At 33.6% G+C, this 24,187-nt stretch carries 19 protein-coding genes and 1 riboswitch; of the genes, 17 read left to right on the plus strand and 2 right to left on the minus strand.

Annotation, left to right across the window (positions count from 1 at the left end; all coding sequences use genetic code 11):
- Positions 1-18: 18 nt before the first annotated feature.
- The 11 genes from KPL50_RS17755 to yyaC all read left to right on the plus strand — a co-directional run bounded on the left by KPL50_RS17755 (position 19) and on the right by yyaC (position 15,096).
- Positions 19-1,041, plus strand: a complete 1,023-nt coding sequence (locus KPL50_RS17755; RefSeq protein WP_216299887.1) for a sugar kinase — start codon at positions 19-21, stop codon at positions 1,039-1,041.
- Between the two features lie 323 nt (positions 1,042-1,364).
- Complete coding sequence (gene ilvD / locus KPL50_RS17760) at positions 1,365-3,083, plus strand: dihydroxy-acid dehydratase (protein WP_216299889.1); 1,719 nt, start codon at positions 1,365-1,367, stop codon at positions 3,081-3,083.
- Between the two features lie 185 nt (positions 3,084-3,268).
- Positions 3,269-4,636, plus strand: a complete 1,368-nt coding sequence (locus KPL50_RS17765) for a GntP family permease (RefSeq protein WP_216299890.1) — start codon at positions 3,269-3,271, stop codon at positions 4,634-4,636.
- Positions 4,637-4,947: 311 nt separating this feature from the next.
- Entirely contained in the window at positions 4,948-6,645 is a 1,698-nt protein-coding gene (locus KPL50_RS17770) for a methyl-accepting chemotaxis protein (protein ID WP_216299891.1), read from the plus strand.
- Between the two features lie 404 nt (positions 6,646-7,049).
- Positions 7,050-8,474 (plus strand): serine/threonine-protein kinase, encoded by a 1,425-nt coding sequence (locus KPL50_RS17775; protein ID WP_216299892.1) that lies wholly within the window; start codon positions 7,050-7,052, stop codon positions 8,472-8,474.
- Between the two features lie 728 nt (positions 8,475-9,202).
- Positions 9,203-11,122: an OPT family oligopeptide transporter gene (locus KPL50_RS17780; RefSeq protein WP_216299893.1), complete on the plus strand. Its 1,920-nt coding sequence runs from the start codon at positions 9,203-9,205 to the stop codon at positions 11,120-11,122.
- Positions 11,112-11,453 (plus strand): PqqD family protein, encoded by a 342-nt coding sequence (locus KPL50_RS17785; protein ID WP_216299894.1) that lies wholly within the window; start codon positions 11,112-11,114, stop codon positions 11,451-11,453. The genes KPL50_RS17780 and KPL50_RS17785 overlap by 11 nt, the downstream gene beginning before the upstream one ends.
- Before the next feature lie 211 nt (positions 11,454-11,664).
- Entirely contained in the window at positions 11,665-11,859 is a 195-nt protein-coding gene (locus tag KPL50_RS17790; protein ID WP_216299918.1) for a hypothetical protein, read from the plus strand.
- A gap of 70 nt (positions 11,860-11,929) precedes the next feature.
- Positions 11,930-12,550, plus strand: coding sequence for a transposase (locus tag KPL50_RS17795; protein ID WP_375372941.1), 621 nt, complete (start codon positions 11,930-11,932; stop codon positions 12,548-12,550).
- Between the two features lie 417 nt (positions 12,551-12,967).
- Complete coding sequence (locus KPL50_RS17800; protein WP_216299895.1) at positions 12,968-14,035, plus strand: FAD-binding protein; 1,068 nt, start codon at positions 12,968-12,970, stop codon at positions 14,033-14,035.
- A 293-nt stretch (positions 14,036-14,328) separates the two neighbouring features.
- A complete protein-coding gene (gene yyaC, locus KPL50_RS17805) occupies positions 14,329-15,096 on the plus strand; it encodes a spore protease YyaC (RefSeq protein WP_216299896.1) in 768 nt (255 codons plus the stop codon).
- 136 nt (positions 15,097-15,232) lie between these two features.
- Here yyaC and KPL50_RS17810 read toward each other — a convergent pair whose 3' ends face one another.
- On the minus strand, positions 15,233-16,462 hold the full coding sequence (locus KPL50_RS17810; RefSeq protein ID WP_253200689.1) for a VanW family protein: 1,230 nt from the start codon (positions 16,460-16,462) through the stop codon (positions 15,233-15,235).
- A 357-nt stretch (positions 16,463-16,819) separates the two neighbouring features.
- On the opposite strand from KPL50_RS17810, the gene KPL50_RS17815 reads away from it, so the two are divergent.
- The 6 genes from KPL50_RS17815 (at position 16,820) to KPL50_RS17840 (ending at position 23,428) form a co-directional block, all read left to right on the plus strand.
- Positions 16,820-17,758 (plus strand): NTP transferase domain-containing protein, encoded by a 939-nt coding sequence (locus KPL50_RS17815; protein ID WP_216299897.1) that lies wholly within the window; start codon positions 16,820-16,822, stop codon positions 17,756-17,758.
- Positions 17,759-18,049: 291 nt separating this feature from the next.
- Entirely contained in the window at positions 18,050-20,161 is a 2,112-nt protein-coding gene (locus KPL50_RS17820; RefSeq protein ID WP_216299898.1) for a xanthine dehydrogenase family protein molybdopterin-binding subunit, read from the plus strand.
- 59 nt (positions 20,162-20,220) lie between these two features.
- Positions 20,221-20,694: a (2Fe-2S)-binding protein gene (locus tag KPL50_RS17825; protein ID WP_216299899.1), complete on the plus strand. Its 474-nt coding sequence runs from the start codon at positions 20,221-20,223 to the stop codon at positions 20,692-20,694.
- Positions 20,688-21,515 (plus strand): xanthine dehydrogenase family protein subunit M, encoded by an 828-nt coding sequence (locus KPL50_RS17830; RefSeq protein ID WP_216299900.1) that lies wholly within the window; start codon positions 20,688-20,690, stop codon positions 21,513-21,515. The genes KPL50_RS17825 and KPL50_RS17830 overlap by 7 nt, the downstream gene beginning before the upstream one ends.
- A gap of 26 nt (positions 21,516-21,541) precedes the next feature.
- Positions 21,542-21,642, plus strand: a riboswitch (purine riboswitch).
- A gap of 182 nt (positions 21,643-21,824) precedes the next feature.
- Complete coding sequence (gene guaD, locus KPL50_RS17835; RefSeq protein WP_216299902.1) at positions 21,825-23,090, plus strand: guanine deaminase; 1,266 nt, start codon at positions 21,825-21,827, stop codon at positions 23,088-23,090.
- Between the two features lie 152 nt (positions 23,091-23,242).
- Positions 23,243-23,428 carry an alpha/beta-type small acid-soluble spore protein gene (locus KPL50_RS17840; protein WP_216299903.1) on the plus strand — a complete coding sequence of 62 codons (186 nt, stop codon included), beginning with the start codon at positions 23,243-23,245 and terminating at the stop codon, positions 23,426-23,428.
- Between the two features lie 135 nt (positions 23,429-23,563).
- Here KPL50_RS17840 and KPL50_RS17845 read toward each other — a convergent pair whose 3' ends face one another.
- On the minus strand, positions 23,564-24,049 hold the full coding sequence (locus KPL50_RS17845; RefSeq protein ID WP_216299904.1) for a hypothetical protein: 486 nt from the start codon (positions 24,047-24,049) through the stop codon (positions 23,564-23,566).
- Positions 24,050-24,187 lie beyond the last annotated feature (138 nt).

Genomic DNA, 24,187 nt, shown 5'->3' on the forward strand with positions numbered 1-24,187 from the left:
TTTATAGGAGGCAATAATATGGGAAAATTTATAACGTTTGGGGAAATCATGCTTAGGCTTGCGCCAGTTGGCTATGAAAGATTTGCACAATCGAAAGAGTTCGGAGTTGTTTATGGTGGAGGGGAGGCAAATGTGGCTGTTTCACTTGCTAATTATGGTAAGGACGCCTACTTTGTAACCAAATTACCTACACACGAAATCGGGCAAGCAGCAGTAAATGAACTTAGAAAATATGGCGTAAACACTAATATGATAGTAAGAGATGGCGAGAGAGTTGGAATTTATTACTGTGAAAAAGGAGCATCTCAGAGACCTTCTAAGGTAATATATGATAGAGCTTATTCGGCAATTGCACAGGCTAAACGAGAAGATTTTAATTGGAAAGATATTTTTAAGGGTGCAGAGTGGTTCCATTTTACAGGGATAACTCCTGCTCTATCAGATGAATGTGCAGCAATAACACTGGATGCAGTAAAGGCAGCAAAAGAAGCTGGTGTTATGGTAAGTGTGGATTTGAACTTTAGAAAAAAACTTTGGAGTAGTGAAAAAGCTGGCAAGGTAATGGGGGAAATTGTAAAGTATTGTGATTTAGTTATAGCAAATGAAGAGGATGCAGAAAAAGTTTTTGGTATTAGTGCAGAAGGAACAGACATAACTGGTGGAACTTTAAGTGGTGAAGGCTATAAAGATGTGGCAAGAAAGCTTACAGAGAAATTTAACCTAAAGTATGTTGCAATTACACTTAGAGAAAGCTTTTCTGCGTCTGATAATGGTTGGTCTGCAATGTTATACGATGGATCCGAATTTTATAGTTCAAAGAAATATAAAATGCATATAGTGGATAGAGTTGGCGGTGGAGATTCATTTGGAGCAGGACTTATATATGGTTTAACTTCAGGTCTTTCAAGTCAAGATTCTCTTGAATATGCAGTGGCTGCTTCTTGCCTTAAGCACAGCGTTGAAGGTGACTTTAACCTCGTGAGTAAGGAAGAAGTAGAAACACTTATGAATGGTGATGCTTCAGGAAGGGTGCAAAGATAAATGTGTATGTTGTAACTTTTGGGGAGACAATGGTTTTATTTGGTCCTGATTACTCAGGACCTTTAAGGTATGATCAAACTACGATTAGAGGATAAGGCACATTTAGAAAGAACAATAAGGATTAAACATGAAGAAAACAATATATATTTATAAGTAAAGGCTGCTACGATCTTTTTATTAAGAACTTATTGACTAGCGGTTAAACATTTGTTATTATGTAATAAGTTGTCCTACAATAGTAACGCATTTCATTAAAAATGAACATATTTACTATTAAAACAAAGAAAATGTCATACAACTAATCAAATATGAGGTGATTGTTAATGTTAAAAAGCCAAGAATTAAGAAATAAAGCTCCGGAAATTGACTCTTTAAGGTTAGGAACTGGATGGAAGCTCGAAGACCTAAAAAAACCACAAATTATAATAGAAAGTAGTTTTGGGCAGAGCCATCCAGGAAGTGTTCACTTAGATACTTTAGTCGAAGAGGCGTGCAAAGGCGTTGAAAAAATGGGCGGAAAAGCAGCTAAGTTTTTTGTTACTGATATCTGTGATGGAGAAGCGCAAGGTCATGACGGAATAAATTATTCTCTTGCGTCAAGAGAGATTATGGCCAGTATGATTGAAATACATGTACAAGCAACGCCTTATGATGCAGGAGTATTTATTACAAGTTGTGATAAATCAGTGCCGGCGCATCTTATGGCTATAGCAAGACTTGATATGCCAGCAGTATTTGTTCCAGGAGGAATAATGAACGCAGGTCCAGATATGCTAACACTTGAGCAAATTGGAACGTATAGTGCCCAATTTGAAAGAGGAGAAATAACGCAGGAAAAATTTAATTATTATAAACATAATGCATGTCCAAGCTGCGGTGCCTGCTCTTTTATGGGGACGGCATCAACAATGCAAATAATGGCAGAAGCATTAGGAATGGCACTTCCAGGAACAGCTTTAGTACCTGCTACTTTGCATGAACTTAAATCAATTGCCAGAGTTGCTGGAGAACATGCTCTTAAGCTTGTTGAAATGAACATTAAACCATCTCAGATTTTGACGATGAAGGCTTTTGAAAACGCTATAATGATACATGCAGCTATTGCGGGTTCTAGTAACACACTACTTCACATTCCTGCTATTGCACATGAGCTTGGCATAGAAATAAAAGCTGAATTGTTTGATGAAATTCATAAGAAAATCCCATATTTATTAAATATTAGACCAAGCGGATACTATCCTGGTTCATATTTTTGGTATGCTGGTGGAGTTCCTGCAGTAATGGAAGAAATAAAAGAATATTTAAATCTAGATGTACTTACGGTTACTGGAAAAACTTTGGGTGAGAACTTAAAGGATTTAAAGGAAAATGGATTTTATGAAAAATGTAATGGATTTCTTAAAACTTTAGAATTAAAAAGAGAAGATATTATAAGGAAAAAAGAGAATCCTATTGCGCCACAGGGGGCAATTGCAATATTAAAAGGAAATTTAGCACCAGAAGGAGCGGTTGTAAAACATTCAGCAATCTCTAAGAAATTAATGCAAGTGGTGTTAAAAGCAAGAGTTTTTGATTGTGAAGAAGAGGCAATGAAAGCAGTGCTAACAAAAATAGTTCAACCAGGAGATGCAGTATTTATCAGATATGAAGGGCCAAAAGGTTCTGGTATGCCTGAAATGTTTTATACTACAGAAGCTATTGCATCAGACCCAGAACTAGTTGAGTCTATAGCGCTAATAACAGATGGTAGATTTTCAGGAGCTACAAGAGGCCCAGCTATCGGGCATGTATCCCCAGAAGCTAGTGAAGGCGGCCCTATAGCTTTGGTAGAAGAGGGTGACTTAATTAAGATAGATATACCAGCAAGGTCAATTAATATTATTGGAATAAAAGGTGACGAGAGAAGTTTAAGTGAAATTGATGAAATTTTGATAGATAGAAAAGAAAGATGGATAAAGCCAGTATCAAAACATACAAAGGGTGTCCTAAGACTTTATACTAAATATGCAGTGTCCCCTATGAAAGGTGGATACATGGAGTAATATTATTTTTAAATATGCAATGTGAAATAAGGGAATCATTTTTAAATTCCCTTATTTCACATTAAAGTTGATTTACTAAACAATTACATATAAACGGTTACAAAAATATAATGCAAAAGAGCAGATTTTTTTTATATTTATAATAATTTAAGGAATTATTAATATTTAATTTAGGAGGAATTTTTATGTTAACAGGTCCATTATTAATCCTAGTATTTTTATTGTCAGTGGTTGTTCTATTAGTAACAATTATGAAATTTAAATTAAATGCTTTTGTAGCATTATTGCTTACGTCTGTAGTTACGGCAGTGTTTGTTCGCATGCCAGTGTCTGAAATTGGGTCTACCATTTCAGCGGGATTTGGTTCAACACTATCAGGTATAGGTATTGTCACAGGCCTTGGCGTTATGCTTGGTGCATTTATGTTTGAATCCGGTGGCGTAGAAGTAATGGCTGACACAATTCTAAAAAAATTCGGAGAGAAAAGAACGCCGCATGCGGTGGCTTTGTCCGGCTTTATTACAGGTATTCCTGTATTTGGTGACGTAGTTTATATTATGTTTGCACCAATGCTTAGGGTTCTTTCTAAAAAGACTGGTGTTTCTATGGTAGCATATGCTTGTAGTATTTCTATAGCAACTACAGCTACGTACGCTATGGTTATACCAACTCCTGCACCACTTGCAGTATCAGAAGCACTGAAAATAGACATAGGTATTTTCTTTGTTTACTCTATTGTCTGTGCATTTGCAGCAACAATGGTTGCTGGAGTTTGGTACGCTAAATATTTAGACAAGATTGATCATAAAAATAACCACACTTATTCCTTTGACGATCTAGAAGTTGATGAAAAGAAAATAAAATCAGATTCTAACAAAAAAAAGCCAAGCTTTATAAAAGCACTTTCTCTTCTTCTTGTACCTATTTTACTTATTTTACTGGCAAGTTTTGGTACAATGATGCTTGGCACGGACCATCCAATTACACCTTATCTTAAGTTTTTTGGTGACAAAAATGTAGCAATGCTTATTGGTGTAATTTATGCTTCAATTAGTTCCTTGCCGTACATTAAGAGAGGTGTTTCAGATATCATGACTGGAGCGGCTGATCAGGTTGGGTTGATTCTTTTAATTACAGGTGCTGGTGGAGCTTATGGTAAGGTTCTTCAAGCTACAGGTATTGCAGATTATATTGCAGCGACACTATCAGGTTATAGCATTCCAATTTTAGTGCTTTGTTTCATGATCTCTCAAATCATTCGTTGTGCACAAGGATCTACAACTGTAGCACTTATAACAACATCATCAATACTTTCTGCAACAATTGCAACATCGGGTGTTTCACCAATTTTATGTGCAATTGCTATTTGTGCAGGTGGCATGGGGCTATCACTTCCAAATGACTCAGGATTTTGGGCAATCAGTAGGTTCTTTAAAATTTCTGTTGGTGATACCATTAGAGCATGGACAATTCCAGGATTTATTTCAGGATTAACAGTACTCTTAATAGTATCTATTTTATCAGTGTTCCAGAATATACTACCAGGTCTGTAATAATTTAGATTTGCATAGTATAAAATAATATACCCTGTATTGCGTCCCTTTATTTTTAGATTTCCAGATATATGTTTATAATTATAATAAAAAATTTAAAGAACTGTGCTAATTTTAGCACAGTTCTTTTGCTAGGAGTAGGGTAACTGTGGAGTGTTTTTACATAATATTACAAAAAAATATGATTATGTATTTATATAGTAGTAATTGTTAAAAGTTGTTGACATATATATAATATTATCTTACTAAGTTATAATTTTAATTATAATATAATTATAATTAAGATTCAAAAAAACAAAGGGGGAAAGGCCATGTACTTATCTAAGTTTATAAAATTAATGAGTTCAATCCTTATAATGTTAATCATCAGTACGGTTATGAGTGTATTTCTTCTTAATAAAAACTTTTCAAAAGAAGCGAATGCCGTAAATAATCAAGGTATATTTAAACAATTAGGTGTTGATTTAGCAGATGCTTCCAACTATTTAACTGACCAAGCAAGAAGATATGTAATTGACGGAGATAAAACATTTTTTGATAATTATTGGAAAGAGGTAAATGAAACAAAAACTCGTGATAGGGTGGTAGCAAATTTAAAAGAACTAAATGCACCACAAGCGGAACTGGATTTAATAGAAAAAGCAAAAAATAGTTCCGATGCTTTAATTAAGACTGAAAATGAAGCAATGAAAGCAATGGAGACTAAAGATTTCGAAAAAGCAAGAACATTAATGTTTGATAGTGATTACGATAAAAATAAAAGTGTAATAATGGAGCCTATAAAACAATTTCAAGATATGATGAATACAAGAGCAGAAAAAGAAACTGAAAATGCGAAAAAAAATGTGAACATTGCACTTATGCTTACTGAGGCTTTAATAGCAGTACTGGCTATATGTATAATTTTTACCTTTATGATATTATTAGTTAAAATATCGAAACTTTTAATTATATCAACTAAATTGACTGAACTTTCCAACAATGAAGGGGATTTAACATCAAGATTAGAAATTAACAGTAAAGATGAGGTAGGGCAAATAGCAAATGGATATAATAAAATGATATCTAACCTACAAAATCTTGTTAAAGAAATTCGTGGTACAGTAGATCATTTTGTACAATCATCTGATGAATTAACTGTTACTACTGAAAAAATCTCAGTTACAATGGGAATGGTAAACGAATCTATTGATCAAATTTCTAAAGGGGCTATGGATTTATGTGCAACTACTGAAGAAGTGTCTGCATCAACAGAAGAAATTGGTTTAACAACTACTGCTCTTAATAAGAAGGCTGAAGATGCAAATGATTCTGTTAAAGAAATAAAAAACCGTGCTACTAATGTAAAAAAGAATGCAATGCAGGCCATTAAAGAAAGTAATGAAATTTATGATAAGCAACGGGCTAATATAATTAAGGCTATAGAAGAAGGTAAAGTAGTTGAACAAGTTATAGTAATGGCAAATTCCATTGGAAATATAGCTTCCCAAACAAACCTACTTGCACTAAATGCAGCTATTGAAGCAGCTAGGGCAGGAGAGAGTGGAAGAGGATTTGCAGTTGTTGCTGAGGAAGTAAGAAAACTAGCTGAGCAATCCTCAGAGGCAGTTACGAATATTCAAAACTCGGTAACTCAAATAAAGTCTGCATTTGATAATTTATCTCAAAGTGGAAGAGATATATTAAAATTTATAGATGATAAAGTAAAACCGGATTATGAATTTCTTAATGATACGGGTATGCGCTATGAAGAGGATGCAAATTTTGTAGATGCAATCTCTACAGACATTGCTTTAGCTACAAAACAAATGTCAGAAACTATATACCAGGTAAATCTTGCCATTCAGAGTGTATCAGCCACGGCAGAAGAATCTACAGCAAGTACAGAAGAGATTTTAGCAAGTGTTAATGATACAACGGTATCCATTCAGAACGTTGCAAAATCTGCACAGAAACAAAGTGAATTAGCTGAAAAACTTAACATAATGATTCAAAAATTTAAAATATAAGTATTCCACACAGGCTAATGAAAAACGAAGAGGTGACTATCCAGTCACCTCTTCGTTTTTTTAATGATGGTTAATTTTAGAAATTAACTTTTCCCTACAATTGAGGGGTGGCTCGAAAATTGTTATATATTGAAAGTACACTTGATATATAAGAATATTGATAATTGGAAAGAAAATAAAACTAGATACAGGAATTTCAATATATATAACTAAAATAAATCCATCAATAAGCTTTTTATGATATAATTTCTTGTAGTACGAGCTACTAAGTACCACGCAGACGCGTGTTGCGTCCTCTTTAAATGGGAAATTAGTAAGTTATCAACATATAGTGGGAAAATCTGTTTACTTAAGAAAGAAAATAAAATTTTTATAGAGTAGTTTTTCACATTGGGGGTAAGAACATGTTAAATCCAGGACAAATACTAGAGAGTAAATACGAAATAATAAAGATTCTAGGACGAGGTGGTATGGGCACAGTATACCTCTGCAAAAATAACAGGTTAGGGAATCTTTGGGCAGTTAAGGAAGTAAATAGTCAGTGCAAAAACGAAATAGACTTTCTTGCTGAACCCAATATACTAAAGAATTTAAATCATAAAGGAATTGTACGAATTATTGATATCTTTTATGAAAATGATAATTTATACATTGTGGAGGATTATATTGAAGGAAAGACTTTAAAGGAGCATGTAAGTGCTAATGGTGCATTATCTTCAGAATTGGTAACAGATATAGCATTGCAGCTGTGTAGTATTTTAGGTTACCTTCACAGCTTCAATCCACCTATTGTATATAGGGATTTAAAGCCTTCTAACATAATGATAAAGCCTAACAATAAAGTAGTGCTTATCGACTTCGGAATAGCACGTTCCTACAAGGAAGGCCAAGAGGGAGACACAATGATTTTAGGTTCTATTGGATACATAGCACCAGAACAACTTGAGAATGTTCAATCCAATGCTCAAACAGATATTTATTCTCTTGGTGCCACTATGGTTTTTATGCTTACAGGAAAATCCATAATCCAGACCATGGATATTATTAATGAGAAAAATTACCCTGAGAATACACCTAAGAGCTTAATTAAAGTTATTCAAAAGGCTTCAGCTAAAGATCCTAAAAGTCGCTATCGTGATATAAAGCTTATGGTTTCTGGTCTTAGTGCTATTATAGCTGATAAAGAATATACAAGAACAATGTTTATGAATTCCCAGAAGCCCGCTGATGAAGTTACCAGAAATGTTTTGGTAGGGACTAAAAAGTCTAGGAAGCTAATTAAATTACTTATAATAGCAGTGTTTGCTTGTATAATAGCTTTGGTTATTTTTTTAACCTCCTTCATGATTAATAAAGCATCGGTTAAAAAGGCTCCTGAAACTGCTACACCTAAAACAGTGGAGACAACTAAGCCAAAGGAAGTTGTTGGAATGGACACTCCAGAAGAGGGGACCACTAATGATCTAGATAATGTTAAAGAGCAACTAAAAGACCTTTTAAACGACTATACTTCTTATTCTTCGCAGGCTATTGATACAAATAATATTTCATTAATTGTTCCTTATGTAGCATCTGGAAGTGAGATATATAAAGCGCAGCGATCATATATACCTAATACATATAAAGCTGGAATACATATAAATATTATTTCTGCTAATATTACAGATTACAACATTAGTGGTGATAAGAAGTCTGGAAGTATAACGACTTCCCAAGTTTATAACATTATAACTAAAGATGGGACTTCTTCTAAAAAAACTTTTAAATATGTATATGAATTTAAATATAATGATTCTACTTCAAGTTATCAATTTGTAAGATTCAAATAAATAAACGCTTTAATTAAAAATCTTGTATATACATTATGTAAGCCTGTGGCATTAGGCAAGGCAAAATTAGCATTAAGGGTCGAAGACGGAACTATTATAAGCTTAGATTAATAATATTAAAGCATCACACTCTTAGGAGCTGTGGTGCTTTTCTGCATCTTAAATACTTAGAATAATCTATAGAAATTTAATTGGATGGTGAAATGAATTCCTTCTTTACCTAACTATATTACTCCATAAGCAAGCTCCCTTCTCTCACAAAGCTCACCAGGAATAACCCTAAAATTTTAATATGAAAATGATTAGTTGGTATTTATTAGTGAGCGTCAGTGTCTAAAAAGATTATCGATAATTTTAATTTTTTAATTGAAATTAGATATCTGACTATTCTCATTAAGAAAGATGTCGGAAGGAGAATAGAGTTGACTCTTTAATTTCATATGAATATGCAAAGTATATGACTTTAGATTAAACGTATTTATTTTTACTAAATAGTAAAAAAAAGACGATAAAAGTTGGTCTGGAGCACGGGTTGAGAAGTTGAGAGGGAATATGAAAATTAAAAATGTATAGGTCAAAAAATGTATAGGTCAAAAATTGTATATTAATTGGAACTATTGCAAATTACTAAATAGATAAATGTCTTTATTCGCAAAATTATGAAAAGCCGTTTTATGACGAAAGCATGATATAATAATATTTATAAAATACAAAAGGAGGTATGACTTATGGATAATAAGTTATCAAAAAATGCATACGGGGGAGTAGACGGTAAAGACTACGTTCCCTACATTTCCACTGGTTCTAAATCTGGTGGAAACGTTGCCGTATTAATAATCGGTATTATTTTAGCAGCAATATTTTCAGCATCAACTGCCTATTCAGGAATGAAATCAGGGCTTACAGTTGCCGCTGGTATACCAGGTTCTATAATAGGTTCCGCATTTATAGCTGCATTTGCAAAGAAAAAAGGTATCCTTGGCAAAAACTTAGTTCAAGGTATGGCAAGCGGTGGAGAATCTGTTGCTAGTGGTATAATATTCGTTTTACCAGCAGTTCTTTTAATAGGGGCTAAAGTGTCTTTCTTAGAAGGTTTGGCTGTTGGTGTAGGTGGAGTTTTATTCGGTATTGGAGTAGCTTCTCTTGTTTACAATTACTTAATCGTTGAAGAACACGGTAAGTTAATGTACCCTGAGTCAATGGCTATATCTGAAACACTTGTTGCTTCAGAAGGTGCTGGAGATTCAATGAAGTTCATGGGAATAGGGTTCGGAATAGGTGGTATTATAACTGTTATAACTAGTTCATTTTTGAATGTAGCTAATAACGTTATAAGTTATGTAAATGAAACCTTCTACAAGTGGAAAGTTGAAGTTGAAGTTAACCCTCTATTATTAGGTATAGGATTCATAGTTGGGATAGAGGTTTCTGTAGCAATGTTTGCTGGTTCTTTATTATCTAATTTCGGTATTATGCCTTTAATAGGTTACTTCTCAAATCTTGCAACAGATGGTGTAACTGTATGGAATAATCCTAATGTTGCTATAAATGCTATGCAAGTTAAACATATCGCTGGTAGTTATGTAAAATATATCGGTGCTGGTATGATGCTTTCTGGTGGGTTAATAGGTGCTATAAAACTTATACCTACTATAATATCGTCTATAAAAGAAACTATGAATGCTAAGGATTCAAATAGTGGCAGTGGCTCATCTGTTGGAAACCTAATATTACTCGGTGGAGTAGTAGTATGTTTCATAGGTGGTTTCGTGGTATCTGGTGGTAATATATCAATGGCTATAGTTGCGTCTATTTTGTCATTATTCTTATCATTACTATTTGTTATAGTTTCTGGTCGTTTAACTGGTACTATAGGAACTTCAAACCTTCCTGTATCCGGTATGACAATAGCTTCTATAGTTGTTGTAACATTATTATTCGTTGCAATGGGATGGAAAAATCCTGCAAACAACAAATCATTACTTTTATTTGGTACATTTATAGTTACTGCTATATCTGTGGCTGGAGGTTACGCTCAGTCACAAAAGGTTACTTTCATAGTAGGTGGTAACAAAAATGAAATGGATAAGTACTTTGCTATATCTGGCGTAGTTGGTGTTGTAGTAGTTATTGCTACTATATTATTACTTTCAAGTCAACTTGCAATGACTGGTGATAATGTTCCATTTGCACTACCTCAAGCTAACTTAATGTCAACATTAACTGCTGGTATAATGTCAGGTGAATTACCTTGGGTTATGATCATTGTTGGTGCTGCGATGGGAGTTGTTTTATTCTTATTAAAACTTCCTGTAATGACAGTTGCTATAGGGTTCTATTTACCAATAGCTACAACTTCTATAATATTAATAGGTGCATTGGTTCGTTTATTCGTAGAAAAAACTTCTAAATCTGAAAAAGAAAAGGAAGTTAAAATTTCTAATGGTATAAGTTTATCTTCTGGACTTGTTGCCGGTGGTTCTATTATAGGACTTATAGGTATAGTACTTCAAGTAACAGGTGTCTTAAAAGGAACTGGGCCAAGTGGATTTACTGCTTCTAATGGAATGGCAATTATAATATTAGTAGCTCTAATAATAGCTACTATAATACCTATAGTAAGAAGTAAGGTAAAAAATGCCGAGTAATAACGAAGACGTTTTAAATATAATATATAAAATCTCTGACAATTTCCAATATGAAGTGGATAAAGTCAATATTGTGACTATACTTGAAAAACAAGATCATAAGTTCCAAAAGTTCTTTAGAAAACTTAAATTCAGAATTCCAGAGTATAAGAGAACTTCGTTAGATGAATATGGAAGTTGTGTGTTTTTGCAGATAGATGGCAAGAAGACGGTAAAAGATATTGGAGAAAGTCTAGAGGAAAAGTATGGTGATAAAGTTCAACCACTTTATGAAAGATTATTGTTGTTCTTAAACCATATCGATGTTAATTGTCACTATATAAAAAAATAAATTTCTAATACAAAGGGACTGCACACTAAGAAATTAGTGTAGCAGTCTTTTTTTGCGAAAAAATCTCTAGATTCATAATAATATTTAAAATTGCATTTTTTATTTTTTTTTTTACATATAAACGAACTCAATTGTAAATCTAAAAGCAATCTGTTCTATTTACAATTGCGGTATAATTCTTTAATAAAATATATTGCCAAGAGGTTGCGTCTTGGCTTACAAAAGATTGGCATGTGTCAGTCTTTTTGTTTTACTAACATTCAAAATTACATATCCTAAAAGAGTTGGCGGCGGAATGGAGGATATATGTACTGTCCTTATTTCATTTTGGAAATATGTACTGCCCGCTTTAGGGTTCCCTATGTCTGTAATGGTTGTGAAACACTTGGGAAATGCTCTTTATTAAAAAATATATACGATGCGGAGCATGCCCATATGAAAGCTCACGAAGCCATTTCACAGTCCAGAAGTGGATTGTGCGTATCGGGCGCAACTATAATGACTTTCAGGCATTCCTTGCTAAAAATCAGGATACCACTGTTGTACAGATGGATACTGTGATTGGAAGTAAGGGTGGCAAATGCCTTTTAACGATACACTTTGTAGATACCAGCTTGATGTTAGCATTTCTTAGAGATGCAAATACTTCAAAATCAGTAACGGATATTTATGAAACACTTTATGAAACCCTTGGGAAAGAGGTTTTTACAACCCTTTTCCCTGTAATTATTACAGACAACGGGCGCGAGTTTTCGAATCCAAAGGCAATTGAGTATGGTACTGAAAAACGATCAGGACATCATACCAATATATTTTATTGTGATGCTGGAAGTCCCTATCAAAAGGGAGCCATAGAGGTTAACCATGAGTTGATTAGGCGGATTCTTCCGAAGGGAAACAGCTTCGATCATCTGACACAGGAAAATATCAGCCTAATGATGAATCACATTAATTCCTATAAAAGAAAAAAACTGAACAACCGTAGCCCGTACGAAACGTTCAGCTTTTACCATGGAGAAGATGTTTTACAAAAATTAGGATGTACACTGGTAGCAGCCAGCGGCATCATGTTAAAACCAACTCTTCTCAAAAAATAAAAATATAAACAGTGCCGCCAGCCATCCATATAATCCTAAAATAGGGGTGGATTCTCCGATTACAAAAAAATCGAGAGTGAGTTGACCTCTACTTGGCATGCCTATTTTCTATTATCATACATCAAAAAACCAAAAAATCAAACTGCATTTGGATTACAAATGTGGCTTTGGGGTTTCAAAACTGGCTTTTTAGATACAAAGGTTGCATTTCATTTACAAATATTCAGTTGTCAATTACAAACGTTGCATTTCAATTTACAAAGTGGCATATCGTTTTACAATTGAGCCGAAACAATAGTAATACATTGATAAACATAATAAATATATTGATAAACATAATAGATACATTGATAAACGATAAAAGATATGATATACTATAATCAATGATTAAATATAGATAATGAGAGGTAAATGACTATGTATGACATTGCGATTATAGGGGCAGGTCCAGCAGGCGCAACACTTGCAAGGCTTGTTGCTAAAGATTATAAAGTACTACTCTTAGATAAAAGACAGTTGAGTAAGTCAGCAGATTTAACATCTACTGTGAAATGTTGTGGAGGACTTTTGGCTCCAGATGCTCAGAAAATTCTCGCGAAATCAGGATTGGGATTGCCTAAGGATGTACTGGTAGATCCACAGATTTTTGCAGTAAGAACTATTGATCTATACAATAAGATTGAGAAATATTACCAGCGATTTTATTTAAACATAGATAGAGAAAAATTTGATAGGTGGCTTGTTTCAATTATCCCACATCAAGTTGATTTAAGATGTGGCTGGTATTTTAAAAATTATATTAAAGAAAAAGATTTTTATAAAATGAATTTTCTACATAATGGTAAGGAATATAGTGAAAATGCAAAACTTATAATAGGTGCAGATGGAGCAAACTCGCTTGTTCGTAGACAGGAATTTCCCTTACAAGGGAAGCTGAAAAAATATATATCTATTCAAGAATGGTTTGAAGTTGAAGAAACACTGCCATATTTTTCAGCAATTTTTGATCCGGAAATAACAGATTTTTATTCCTGGACAATTCCCAAGGGCGATAATCTTATTATAGGTGCGGCACTTTCTATAGAAGATGATCCAGTACAGAAATTTGAATTGCTCAAGAGTAAGTTAAAAAATTATGGATTTGTTTTTGATAAAAGGACTAAAAGAGAAGGTGCATTTATACTCCGCCCTCAAAGTATAAAAGATATTTGCACTGGAAGGGATAGAGTTACATTTATAGGTGAAGCAGCAGGCTGGATAAGTCCAAGTTCAGCAGAGGGATTTAGTTATGCATTTCAAAGTGCTAGTGAGGCAGCGCAAGCTCTAAATCAGGGAATAGACGGCTTTCAATTAAGATATGCTAGGGCATGTGGAAGGCTTAGAAGAAATATTATCCTCAAAAATATGAAATCTTCTATAATGTATAATAAGACTTTAAGAAAAATGGCTATGTCAACAGGTATACAAAGCATAGAACTTTTTTAACATATCCGAAAATAGTAGAAGCTCTTAACATTTGTCCCCAAATGTTAAGAGGTTTTTTCTTTTATAAAATAAAGAATAGTTAAAATGCTACGAGAATATATCGCGTAGTATTTTACTTTTTTGTACAAATTTTGAAGGATAATTACGTGTGTTTGTTGAATTGTGTTAATAGAATGTTTTATAGGTATTAATAAACTTTAATGGGATGTTGCTATATGACTAGTGGTGTTTCAAATGAGAAAGCATTATTTTATAATCAACAGAAGGTTTAGCCTAGAGGGGGTTTGGGCAGTTTGAATATTGCATATTTGATTAATTTTATTGGGAAAAAACTAAAAAATAAGGCAATAGATTATAAAGTAAATACAGAGGAATTAAGTGACTTAAATGTATTGAGAGAACTAAACTTGCGTGCAAGTGAAGAGGCAAAATGTATACTAGAAAGCATACATTTATTTGTAAGCAATGGAACAAGTTCTTTTAAGGATGCCTGTTGCAAGGATAATAAAGTTTCTTTAACTAAAGGGGTAAGTAATAGAGCATTAAAAGTAGCGAACTATCTTATAGAACAAAATCTAGACAATTTTGTGATATTTTGTGTAGGTACACCGAAATTAGTGGGGGACAGCTTAGGCCCTATGATTGGTACAAAGTTAAATAACTTAGAAAACTTTGGCGTACCTATTTATGGGACGCTAGATTCACCTATACATGCACTTAACTTAAAAGTGAGGTTAGAAGAAATACAAAAAATACATAGGGGTAAAAAAATTATTGCTATAGATGCATCTGTAGGAACACCACTTTTAATGGGTGGTATTTATATAGAAAACAAGCCTCTAATGACCGGAAAGGGGTTAAATAAAGTATTACCACTTGTAGGTGACTATGTTATAAAGGGGTGTATTGGTCTATATGAATATGATGTTGCAGTAACCATAAGTAACTTGAATACAAGTGTTTCTTTTGTAGAGGAAATGGCGGATACTATAACAAAAGGTATAGCGGGGTATCTGAGTTTTTTAAAATATGGTTATGTCAAAGAAAGTTACTGGAAATAAATTTTAAATTGCATCTGAAAAATTAATAATATTAATGCCATTATATAATGTGACTAAAAGCTCATTATGTAATGGCATTTGTTTGAAATTCAATTATTCTTAAATGGACTACAAAAGTAAATAATATTAACCTTTATTATATAAGGCTATCTGTATAAAGTAAATCTTTTGACAGTAATTCACTATTCTCATATGTAGTTCTAAATACTTTTACATTCTTTCCTACAACTTCATTAATAATTTCATATTTTTTATTGTTAAGACTTGAATTTGAGTAAATATTAAATGTTATATTTTTATTTTGTGTTATAGCTTCTATATATATAGGATAAGAATGCGTATTCTTAAATCTATAATCCAGAATTCCATAAGCAATTGTAGCATCCATACCTACACCAATATAGCTAGAATGTAAGGAATGCTTGTACCTTTCCACAGAAGATATGTTAGCCCTTAATATAGCATTATAAAGCGTAGTTGAAACTTGGCACACTCCTCCACCAGAAGCTAATTCTACCTTTTTACCCACTATTACTGGAGCCAATTTATAGCCTCTGTCAGTTGTACTATTTCCAACAGTTTTGTTAAAACTAAAGGTTTCTCCAGGCATTAAAAGTTTACTATTTATACTTTTTGTAGAGAGCTCAATATTGGTTGACCTATCAGAATCGGAAGAAGTATAGTTTGTACTAAAAGAAGAAATCTTGGTATTAATAGTATTAAGCTTGCTACTAGTAATATTAGCTAAAAATTTTTCCGTTGGTGCAGCCTCAACTATATTCTTAGAATTAATATCTCCATTTATATTGCTCAGTATAATTTGTTCTAGTTTGTCGTCTAAAAGTTTTATTCCTTTTTTATCGGGAGTAATTTGGAAATTATCATTTATTAGTGAAATACTTGCATTTTTTGATCCAATTTCTACGTCCTGCTTTATGGTAGAAATAAATTTCTTTATTGGTGCTGGATCATAAATGAATTTTAAATTATATTGATGTGCTGCAGGGTTTTTTATTATTTTGTATTTACCAAATAAGTCTAAATTTTTCCCATAATCAAAGGCTTGTTTTACTACATCTTCAATATTATATCCTGCATTTAATTTTGAATAGTTCAAATTGTAGTCCTTATTCGATGTTTTTATAGTTATATTCTTTTTTAGTATTGCATCTCCATATTTTTGTGTAATTAACATCTTTGATTCATCAAAGGTTTTTCCTGAAACATCTATATCCTCAATTTTAGTATTAGGATATACTATGTTTGCCCATTCTTTAGTGTTGATATATATATATCCAAGGAAAACAGCCGCTCCTAGCGTAATTATTGAAATCAACGAAATAATAGTAATATATATTTTTTTCATTTGTATAACCCCACTTCTCATTATGTTTGTACTATAAAAATACTTAATATAAATATATTCTAACATTATTTTAACATAGGAAGTTAAAATAAGATTAAGATTTGGTTACAGAAAGGTTACGATTACCTTTTTATGAGTTACATAATACTATGTTAGTAGTAAATTCAGTCGTTCCTCCTTAAAAAAATTATAAATGTTTTATAATTCAGAATATATAGCCAAGGAGTATTAAAGAATAGTATACTAGGCATAGTGTTATATATCTAAAATATATTTCTCCTTATTGTGAAAGAATCTCCGGATATAAGGCTGAGGAATTTATAACAAATGTAAGAAGAGATAAATAGAGGTGATATTGTGAGAGAAGTTGGAGGAATAATTGCTGCTGCCAACAAAAGTGCGTCTTATCCAATGAAAAAGGTTGGTTCAATTTCTTTGATTCACAGGATAGTGCTTACATATAAAAAAGCCGGTATATGGCCTATTGTGGTGATTACGGGTTTTGAGGAACCAGAAATAAAGTCAGATCTTGCACGAGATGATGCTATTTTTATTATAAATAAGGACTATGAGAATCCGCCCCTTATTGATTCCTACAAGATTGGACTTAACTATCTTGTAGGAAAGTGTAAAAGAGTTATATTAACACCTGTAAATGTGCCTATGTTTAGCTATAAGACGGTGAGAAAAATGATTGAAACAAAGGGAGAAATTGTTATTCCATCATATAATATGAAGGGGGGACATCCTTTACTTATTGATAGTTTGCATATTCAGGATATTCTTTCCTATGAAGGTGAGAATGGATTGAGGGGAGCTATTGATTCTTTGGATGTTGATATAACCTGGCTCAATGTGAATGATAGAGGCGTTACATGCTCAGTTTATGATGAAAATGAATTGGAAAGACTCCTAACATCGCACAATGATGGTTTGTTACAGCCTGCTTTAACTATAAATATAAGGAAAGAAAAGGTTTTCTTTGATTCTAGATTAAGGCTTCTTCTTGAGCTTATAGACGACAATCATTCTGTTAATGGCGCTTGCAAAAGGATGGCTTTATCTTTAAGTAAAGCTTGGGATATGATTAATGAACTTGAAGAAAATCTTGGGTGTGAAATAGTTTTAAGAAGGCGTGGCGGAGCAAGAGAAAAGAGAGCAATGCTTAGTGATAAGGGTAGAGAATTTATGGACAATTATGATAAGTTCTTTAGTGATGTAACGCAGTATACTTGGAAGCAGTTTAAAAAGTATTTTGAAGGCGAAAAATCCCATAACAAAAAATCCGATGCATAAAATTAAACTTTTATGCATCGGATTTTTTGTTATGGACTTTAAGCTGTCAAGTACTCAAAGAGTGAGAAATTATACAAGTATCATTTCAAGTAGTTTTTAAAAAGTATTTGAAACCTAGAAAATGGTGTAATATGATGTAATTAGGGAATTCATGACAACGGTATCATATGACTTTATTATTATTAAGAAAATTAGGAACCGTTATTTTATAATTTTAAGGTGAAGAAATTTAAGAAAAACAAAAATTATGCGAAGATATTTAAAAAACTTATTATATATAAGGAGGGTATCATGGATAATATAGGAAATTCAGTTCTTAAAAAGGATCATGAAGAAAAGATATCAGGTGCGGCTATGTACGTGGAAGATATTCCTACAGATGGGATTCTTCACGGCAAGTTTTTGAGATCAACAGTAGCCCATGCTAAAATAAAGAATATTACCTTGCCAGAGCTACCAGATGGATACATGATAGTTAACAAGGATGATGTTCCTGGTGAAAATAAGATTCATATCGTATTGGAGGATATGCCAGTATTTGCTATAGACACAGTAGAATACATTGCAGACCCCATTCTGATGGTGATAGGGCCAGACCCAAAAATCACAGAGGAGATTGTATCAAAAATAGTAGTTGATTACGAGGAACTTCCAGCTGTACTTGATATGACTAAATCAGAGGTTGCATTTTTTGATTACAATTACGCAAAAGGTGATGTAGATGGATCCTTTGAAAATGCCGACAAAGTATACGATGAAATTTTAAGTACAGGCTATAATGAGCACATTTATCTTGAAAACAATGGCATGATTGCAGACTACCATGATGGTAAGATTACCGTTAGAGGATCTATGCAGTGTCCATATTATCTTCATGCAGCAGTGCGTTTAGTAACAGGACTTGGAAAGGACAAGGTTCAGATTAAGGGAGATACTACAGGAGGAGCTTTCGGAGGCAAGGAAGATTTTCCATCGATACTTGCATGCCAGGTTGCTGTGGCAAGCATGAAGGCTAAAAAACCAGTAAGAGTTATTTTTGATAGAAGAGAAGATACTATGTCAACTAGCAAGAGGCACCCTTCAACTGCAAGATATAGGGCAGCTATTAAAGATGGAAAGATTACAGCAATGGATATTAATATAATATATGATGCAGGGGCATATTCAACACTTTCAGCGGTAGTACTACAGCGTGGAGTAATATGTGCTAATGGGGTTTACAACATAGAAAATCTTAGAGTTCACGGCAAAGCAAACAAGACAAATACAGTTCCTAAAGGAGCTTTTAGAGGATTTGGAGCACCACAGGTGTTCTTTGACGTAGAGCTTTTTATGAATCACATAGCAAAAGGTGAAGGAAGAAATAGCTTAGAATTTAAAGAAGAACATATAGTAATGCAAGGAGATGCTACATCAACTAAAGGGAAGTTCCACTTCCACGTTCCACTTAATGAGATGATTAAAGAAGTGGATACGCTTTCTGATTACAAGAAGAAAAAACAGCTTTATGATAAACCACAAACTGGAAGATTTAGAAGAGGAATAGGAATAGCACTGGCATTTCATGGTGCGGGATTCACAGGTTCAGGAGAGAGAGACTTAATAAAGGCAGTACTAAAACTTAAAAAGCATAAGAACGGGACAGTGGAAATTCTTTGTTCAGGTACTGAGATGGGACAAGGGTTGCAAACAACTCTCTCAAAAATTGCAGGAAAAGAGCTGGGAATTCCATTTGATAAGATAATCCTAAGGAATCCAGATACCGACAAGGTTCCAGATTCTGGGCCAACAGTTGCATCAAGATCACTTATGGTAGTTGGAGAGCTTGTTAGACGTGCTGCTGTAAGACTCAAAGAGGAATGGAATGATTGTGAGGAACAGATTATTGAGGAACACTATAAGCATCCAGAGTTTCTTATTCCATTCTCACTTGCTGAATTCCGTGGAGATGCTTATCCAACCTATTCCTGGTCAGTACAGACAGTAGAGCTGGAGATTGATATGCTAACAGGTGAGCATAATGTTCTAGGGGCATATGGTTCTTTTGATGTAGGAACTCCTATTGACATGAACATAGTAGTTGGACAGATGGAGGGTGGAATGCTTCAGGGCATAGGCTATTCATCAATGGAATATATGGATCATGACAGTAAGGGACGCATTAGAAATAACAGCTTGAGTGACTATATCATACCAACAGCTATGGATATTCCAGTTGTTAAGGTTCATATCCACATTGATGAGTACCCTTATGGACCTTATGGAGCTAAGGGTGCAGGAGAGCTTCCAACTGTGGGAGTTGCAGCGGCATATATAGAGGCTGTGGAACAGATCTTAGGAAAGAAAGTTGATCACATCCCATTTACAGTGGAAGATACAATGAAAGCAATATCTTTAAAATAGGATTAGATATAAGTAAGGCTGAATGGAAAACTTGATTAAAACAAAAGGGAGGTATACTCATGGAATATATTGAGTTCAAACTTAATGGAGAAAATGTAAAATATGATGGTAATGCATCAAACCGACTCTTAGATGTATTGAGAGATACTTACAGACTTACTGGAGTAAAGTGTGGTTGTAAGGAGGGCGAGTGTGGAGCTTGTTCTGTTATAATAGATGGAAAACTTGCCAATTCGTGTATGGTTGCCATGGGAAGAGTCCAGGGAAGTGAGGTTGTAAGCATAGAAGGATTTGTTAATACCGAAAGATATAAGGCTATTGATAAAGCTTATGGAGATGTTTCAGCGGTACAATGTGGATTCTGTACACCCGGAATGGTACTTGCAACAGAGTGTATACTTGCAAATAATCCACATCCAACAGAACCTGAGATAAGACGTGGAATATCCGGAAACTTATGCCGTTGCACGGGATACAATGCTATAGTTAAAGCTATAGAAAACGCAGCTAAAGAAGGTGAAGGACTATGGTAAAATTAAATAATGGCTACGTGCCAGAAACACTTGACGAGGCAGTGGCAATAATGAGGGATGAAAAGGTTAAGCCTTACAGTGGTGGAACCGATCTTATGATTGACGGAGATGAAGATATAACCTATCTATTTTTAAATAGGATACCTGAATTAAAGATAATAAGGTCAGATTCTAATTATATCAGAATAGGTGCAGAGTGCACATTCACTGATATAGAGGAATCAGCTATTGCACCACAGATTTTAAAGGATGCAATATCACAATTGGCAGGTCCAGCTATAAGGAATTTTGGAACTATAGCTGGGAATATAGGAAATGGATCAGCAAAGGCTGACTCAGTTTTGATATTATTCGTGACGGACTCACTGATTAGAGTAAAGAGTGCTGATTCTGAGAGAAAGATTTATATTAAAGATTTTTATAAGGAAAGAAAACAGCTTGACCTGAAAGAAGGAGAACTTATAGTTGAAATTTTAATTCCTAAAAAACATCTTGAAAGCTATTACTATAAGAAGGTAGGAGCTAGAAAGGCATTAGCAATTTCTAGAGTGTGCTTTGCAGGACTTTTCCATGAGGAAAATGGAGTGATTACTCACGTAGCAACTGCCTTTGGAGCAATCGAGCCAACTATAGTTAGACACCCAAAAATAGATGAGATTTTTATAGGAAAGACTATTAATGAAGCTAAAGTTTTAAAGGACAAGTACCTAAATGATTATGAAAATGCAATAAATCCAAGTGCTGGAAGGGTTTCAAAAGAATATAGAAAAACTGTATGTATGAATATCTTAAAAGATTTTTTTGAAAATAATGGAGTTTAACTAAATGTTGGAAATTGTAAAATAAATAGAATTTGTGAATATTATCTTGTATATATTAGAAATATGGTCTAATGGTCTCTACCGGGTTACCATAAATTACCTGACTACAAGAATAATTTGAAGTTATATTAAATTTAGCTTTAAATATTCTGTAGTTTTTTAATTTGGTGACCTGTTTTTTTATGCATTTTTATAAAGTCAAATTAATTGCTACAGGATATTATGTATGTACTTTCAATTGTATTTATAGTGCAATTGACCATAGCGTATGGTGTATTAAGAAAATTTTAAAATAATGGGGGGATAACTATGAAAGCACTTAAAGGCAACATAATTTTTACAGCTTCCACTGAAAAGTTCCAGGTCCATGAAAACAGCTATCTTGTAGAGTATGACGGAATGGTTTGCGGAATATTCAAAGAACTTCCAGACCACTTGAAGGGGATAGAGGTTGAGGATTTTGGTAATTCATTAATAATTCCTGGTTTCATCGATATGCACATGCATGCTCCTCAGTTTCAGAATATTGGTCTTGGCCTGGATGGGGAGTTGCTGCAATGGCTTGATAAGTATACGTTTCCGGAAGAAGCTAAATATAGCAATGAAGAATATGCCAAGAGGCTTTACACAAATCTTGCAAAGGCGTTGTGGCGAAATGGAACTACTAGGGTTGTACTTTTCTCTACAATTCACAGAAATGGAACTGAAATTCTAATGGACATCTTCAATAGAGCGGGCATTGGGGCTTATGTTGGAAAGGTCAATATGGATAGAAATTCACCGGATTATTATGTGGAGTCCACTGAGGAATCGCTGGCGTCTACTGAAGAATGGATATTGGCCACAAAGGACAAGTACCATCTTGTAAAGCCTATAATAACACCAAGATTCGTTCCAACCTGCTCAGAAAAACTCATGAAGGGGCTTGCCAAGCTTTCTGAGAAGTACAGTATTAAGATACAGAGCCATCTTTCAGAGAATGATGGCGAGATCGAATGGGTGAAATCGCTACATCCAGAATTCGAATCATATGCAGGCGTATATGACGGAATGGGTCTTCTGACTAAAAATACAATTATGGCCCATGCTGTCCACAATACTGAAGGGGAAATAGATCTCCTATCTGAAAGAAATGTCTTCATAGCCCACTGTCCAGATTCTAATTACAATTTGTCATCTGGCATAATGCCAGCAAGGAAATTACTTGATGCTGGAATAAGAGTGGGACTTGGAACAGACATAGGTGCAGGCCATCAGCTAGCCATATATAAGGTAATGAGCCGGGCTGTCCAGTCTTCGAAGATAAATTGGCTTAATAGTGGAAAGGTTGAAAGATGTCTTACTATGTCAGAAGCCTTCTATATGGGAACAAAAGGTGGAGGAGAATTCTTTGGTAAGGTGGGATCTTTTGAGGATGGATATTCACTAGATGCCATCGTAATAGACGATGAAAATCTTGGTGACAGAGATTTCAGGAGCATTGAGGAGCGGCTCCAAAGGTTCATATACTGCGGAGACGACAGAAATATAACAAAACGTTACGTTGCCGGAAAACTACTCTCTGAGCCAATGTAATATTATAGAAACAGCTAAAAAATTTAACATAACTTGCCATTTTAATATTATTTTAATGATATTAACTTAAATTACTATGAGTATTCTTTATTATAATGCGCAATATAATAATACAAATGAAAATCATTATTAAATAAGAGGAGGTAATTTATATGGCAAACAGAACATTAGTACCACAAGCTAGAGAAGGACTAAACAAGTTTAAAATGGAAGCAGCTAGTCAAGTTGGAGTTACTTTAAAAAATGGATACAATGGAGAATTAACTTCTAGAGAAGCAGGTTCAATTGGCGGACAAATGGTTAAGAAAATGGTAGAAACTTACGAAAACAATTTATAATTAAAAGGGGGCAATTAGCTCCCTTTTTCCATTCTATAAAAAATAAAATATAAAATATAAAGGCTATGTTTAAGAATGATGTTGATAAAATAACATTTTTTAATGGAACCCATTTTGGTTTCCTTAATTCATATTTTATGAAGAAAATGCGACAGTATCTTTTTCAACATTATCAATATATTTAGATAACCAAGAAGATTCAACTGATAATCCCCACCAATTAATAAAACCACCTTGTTTATTTTTTGTCTTAATCATAACAAATACTGAATTGTCATTTTTAGGCATAATGTTTATCTCTCGGGTCATCCCATTAATATCGCTTTTGAAAAAAATAGTAAACATAAAACCCTGTGAATAATTATTAGGGAATGATTTTTTCATATCTATTTTAGTGCTTTGAATAAGTTGGTCGCTAATTTGTTTAGAGTCATTATAGCCAATTTTATAGTCATAGGATAGTCTCTTATTTCCTTCAAACACCCAAATTTTGTTCAAATCTATATCACTAAAGGTTAGTGCATTATTTAGTTTATGGTTGTTACTTGATTTTCTTACAGCAATGAAACTTCCCCCAATTATTATAAAAATTATTGTTAGAAGTATAATTATTTTTTTCAATGGCAGTCCCCCTAATTAATATCTAATATTTTACAAGTAGTTAATGAATTATACTTTGCCTATATACTAAATATAACATAAATTTCAATTATAAGGAATTACGTTATATGAAGATTGCTTCCCTGCTTTCCTTAAGAG

The organism is Clostridium sp. CF012 (assembly GCF_018861755.1).
In the GTDB taxonomy this organism is placed as follows: Bacteria; Bacillota; Clostridia; order Clostridiales; family Clostridiaceae; genus Clostridium_AD.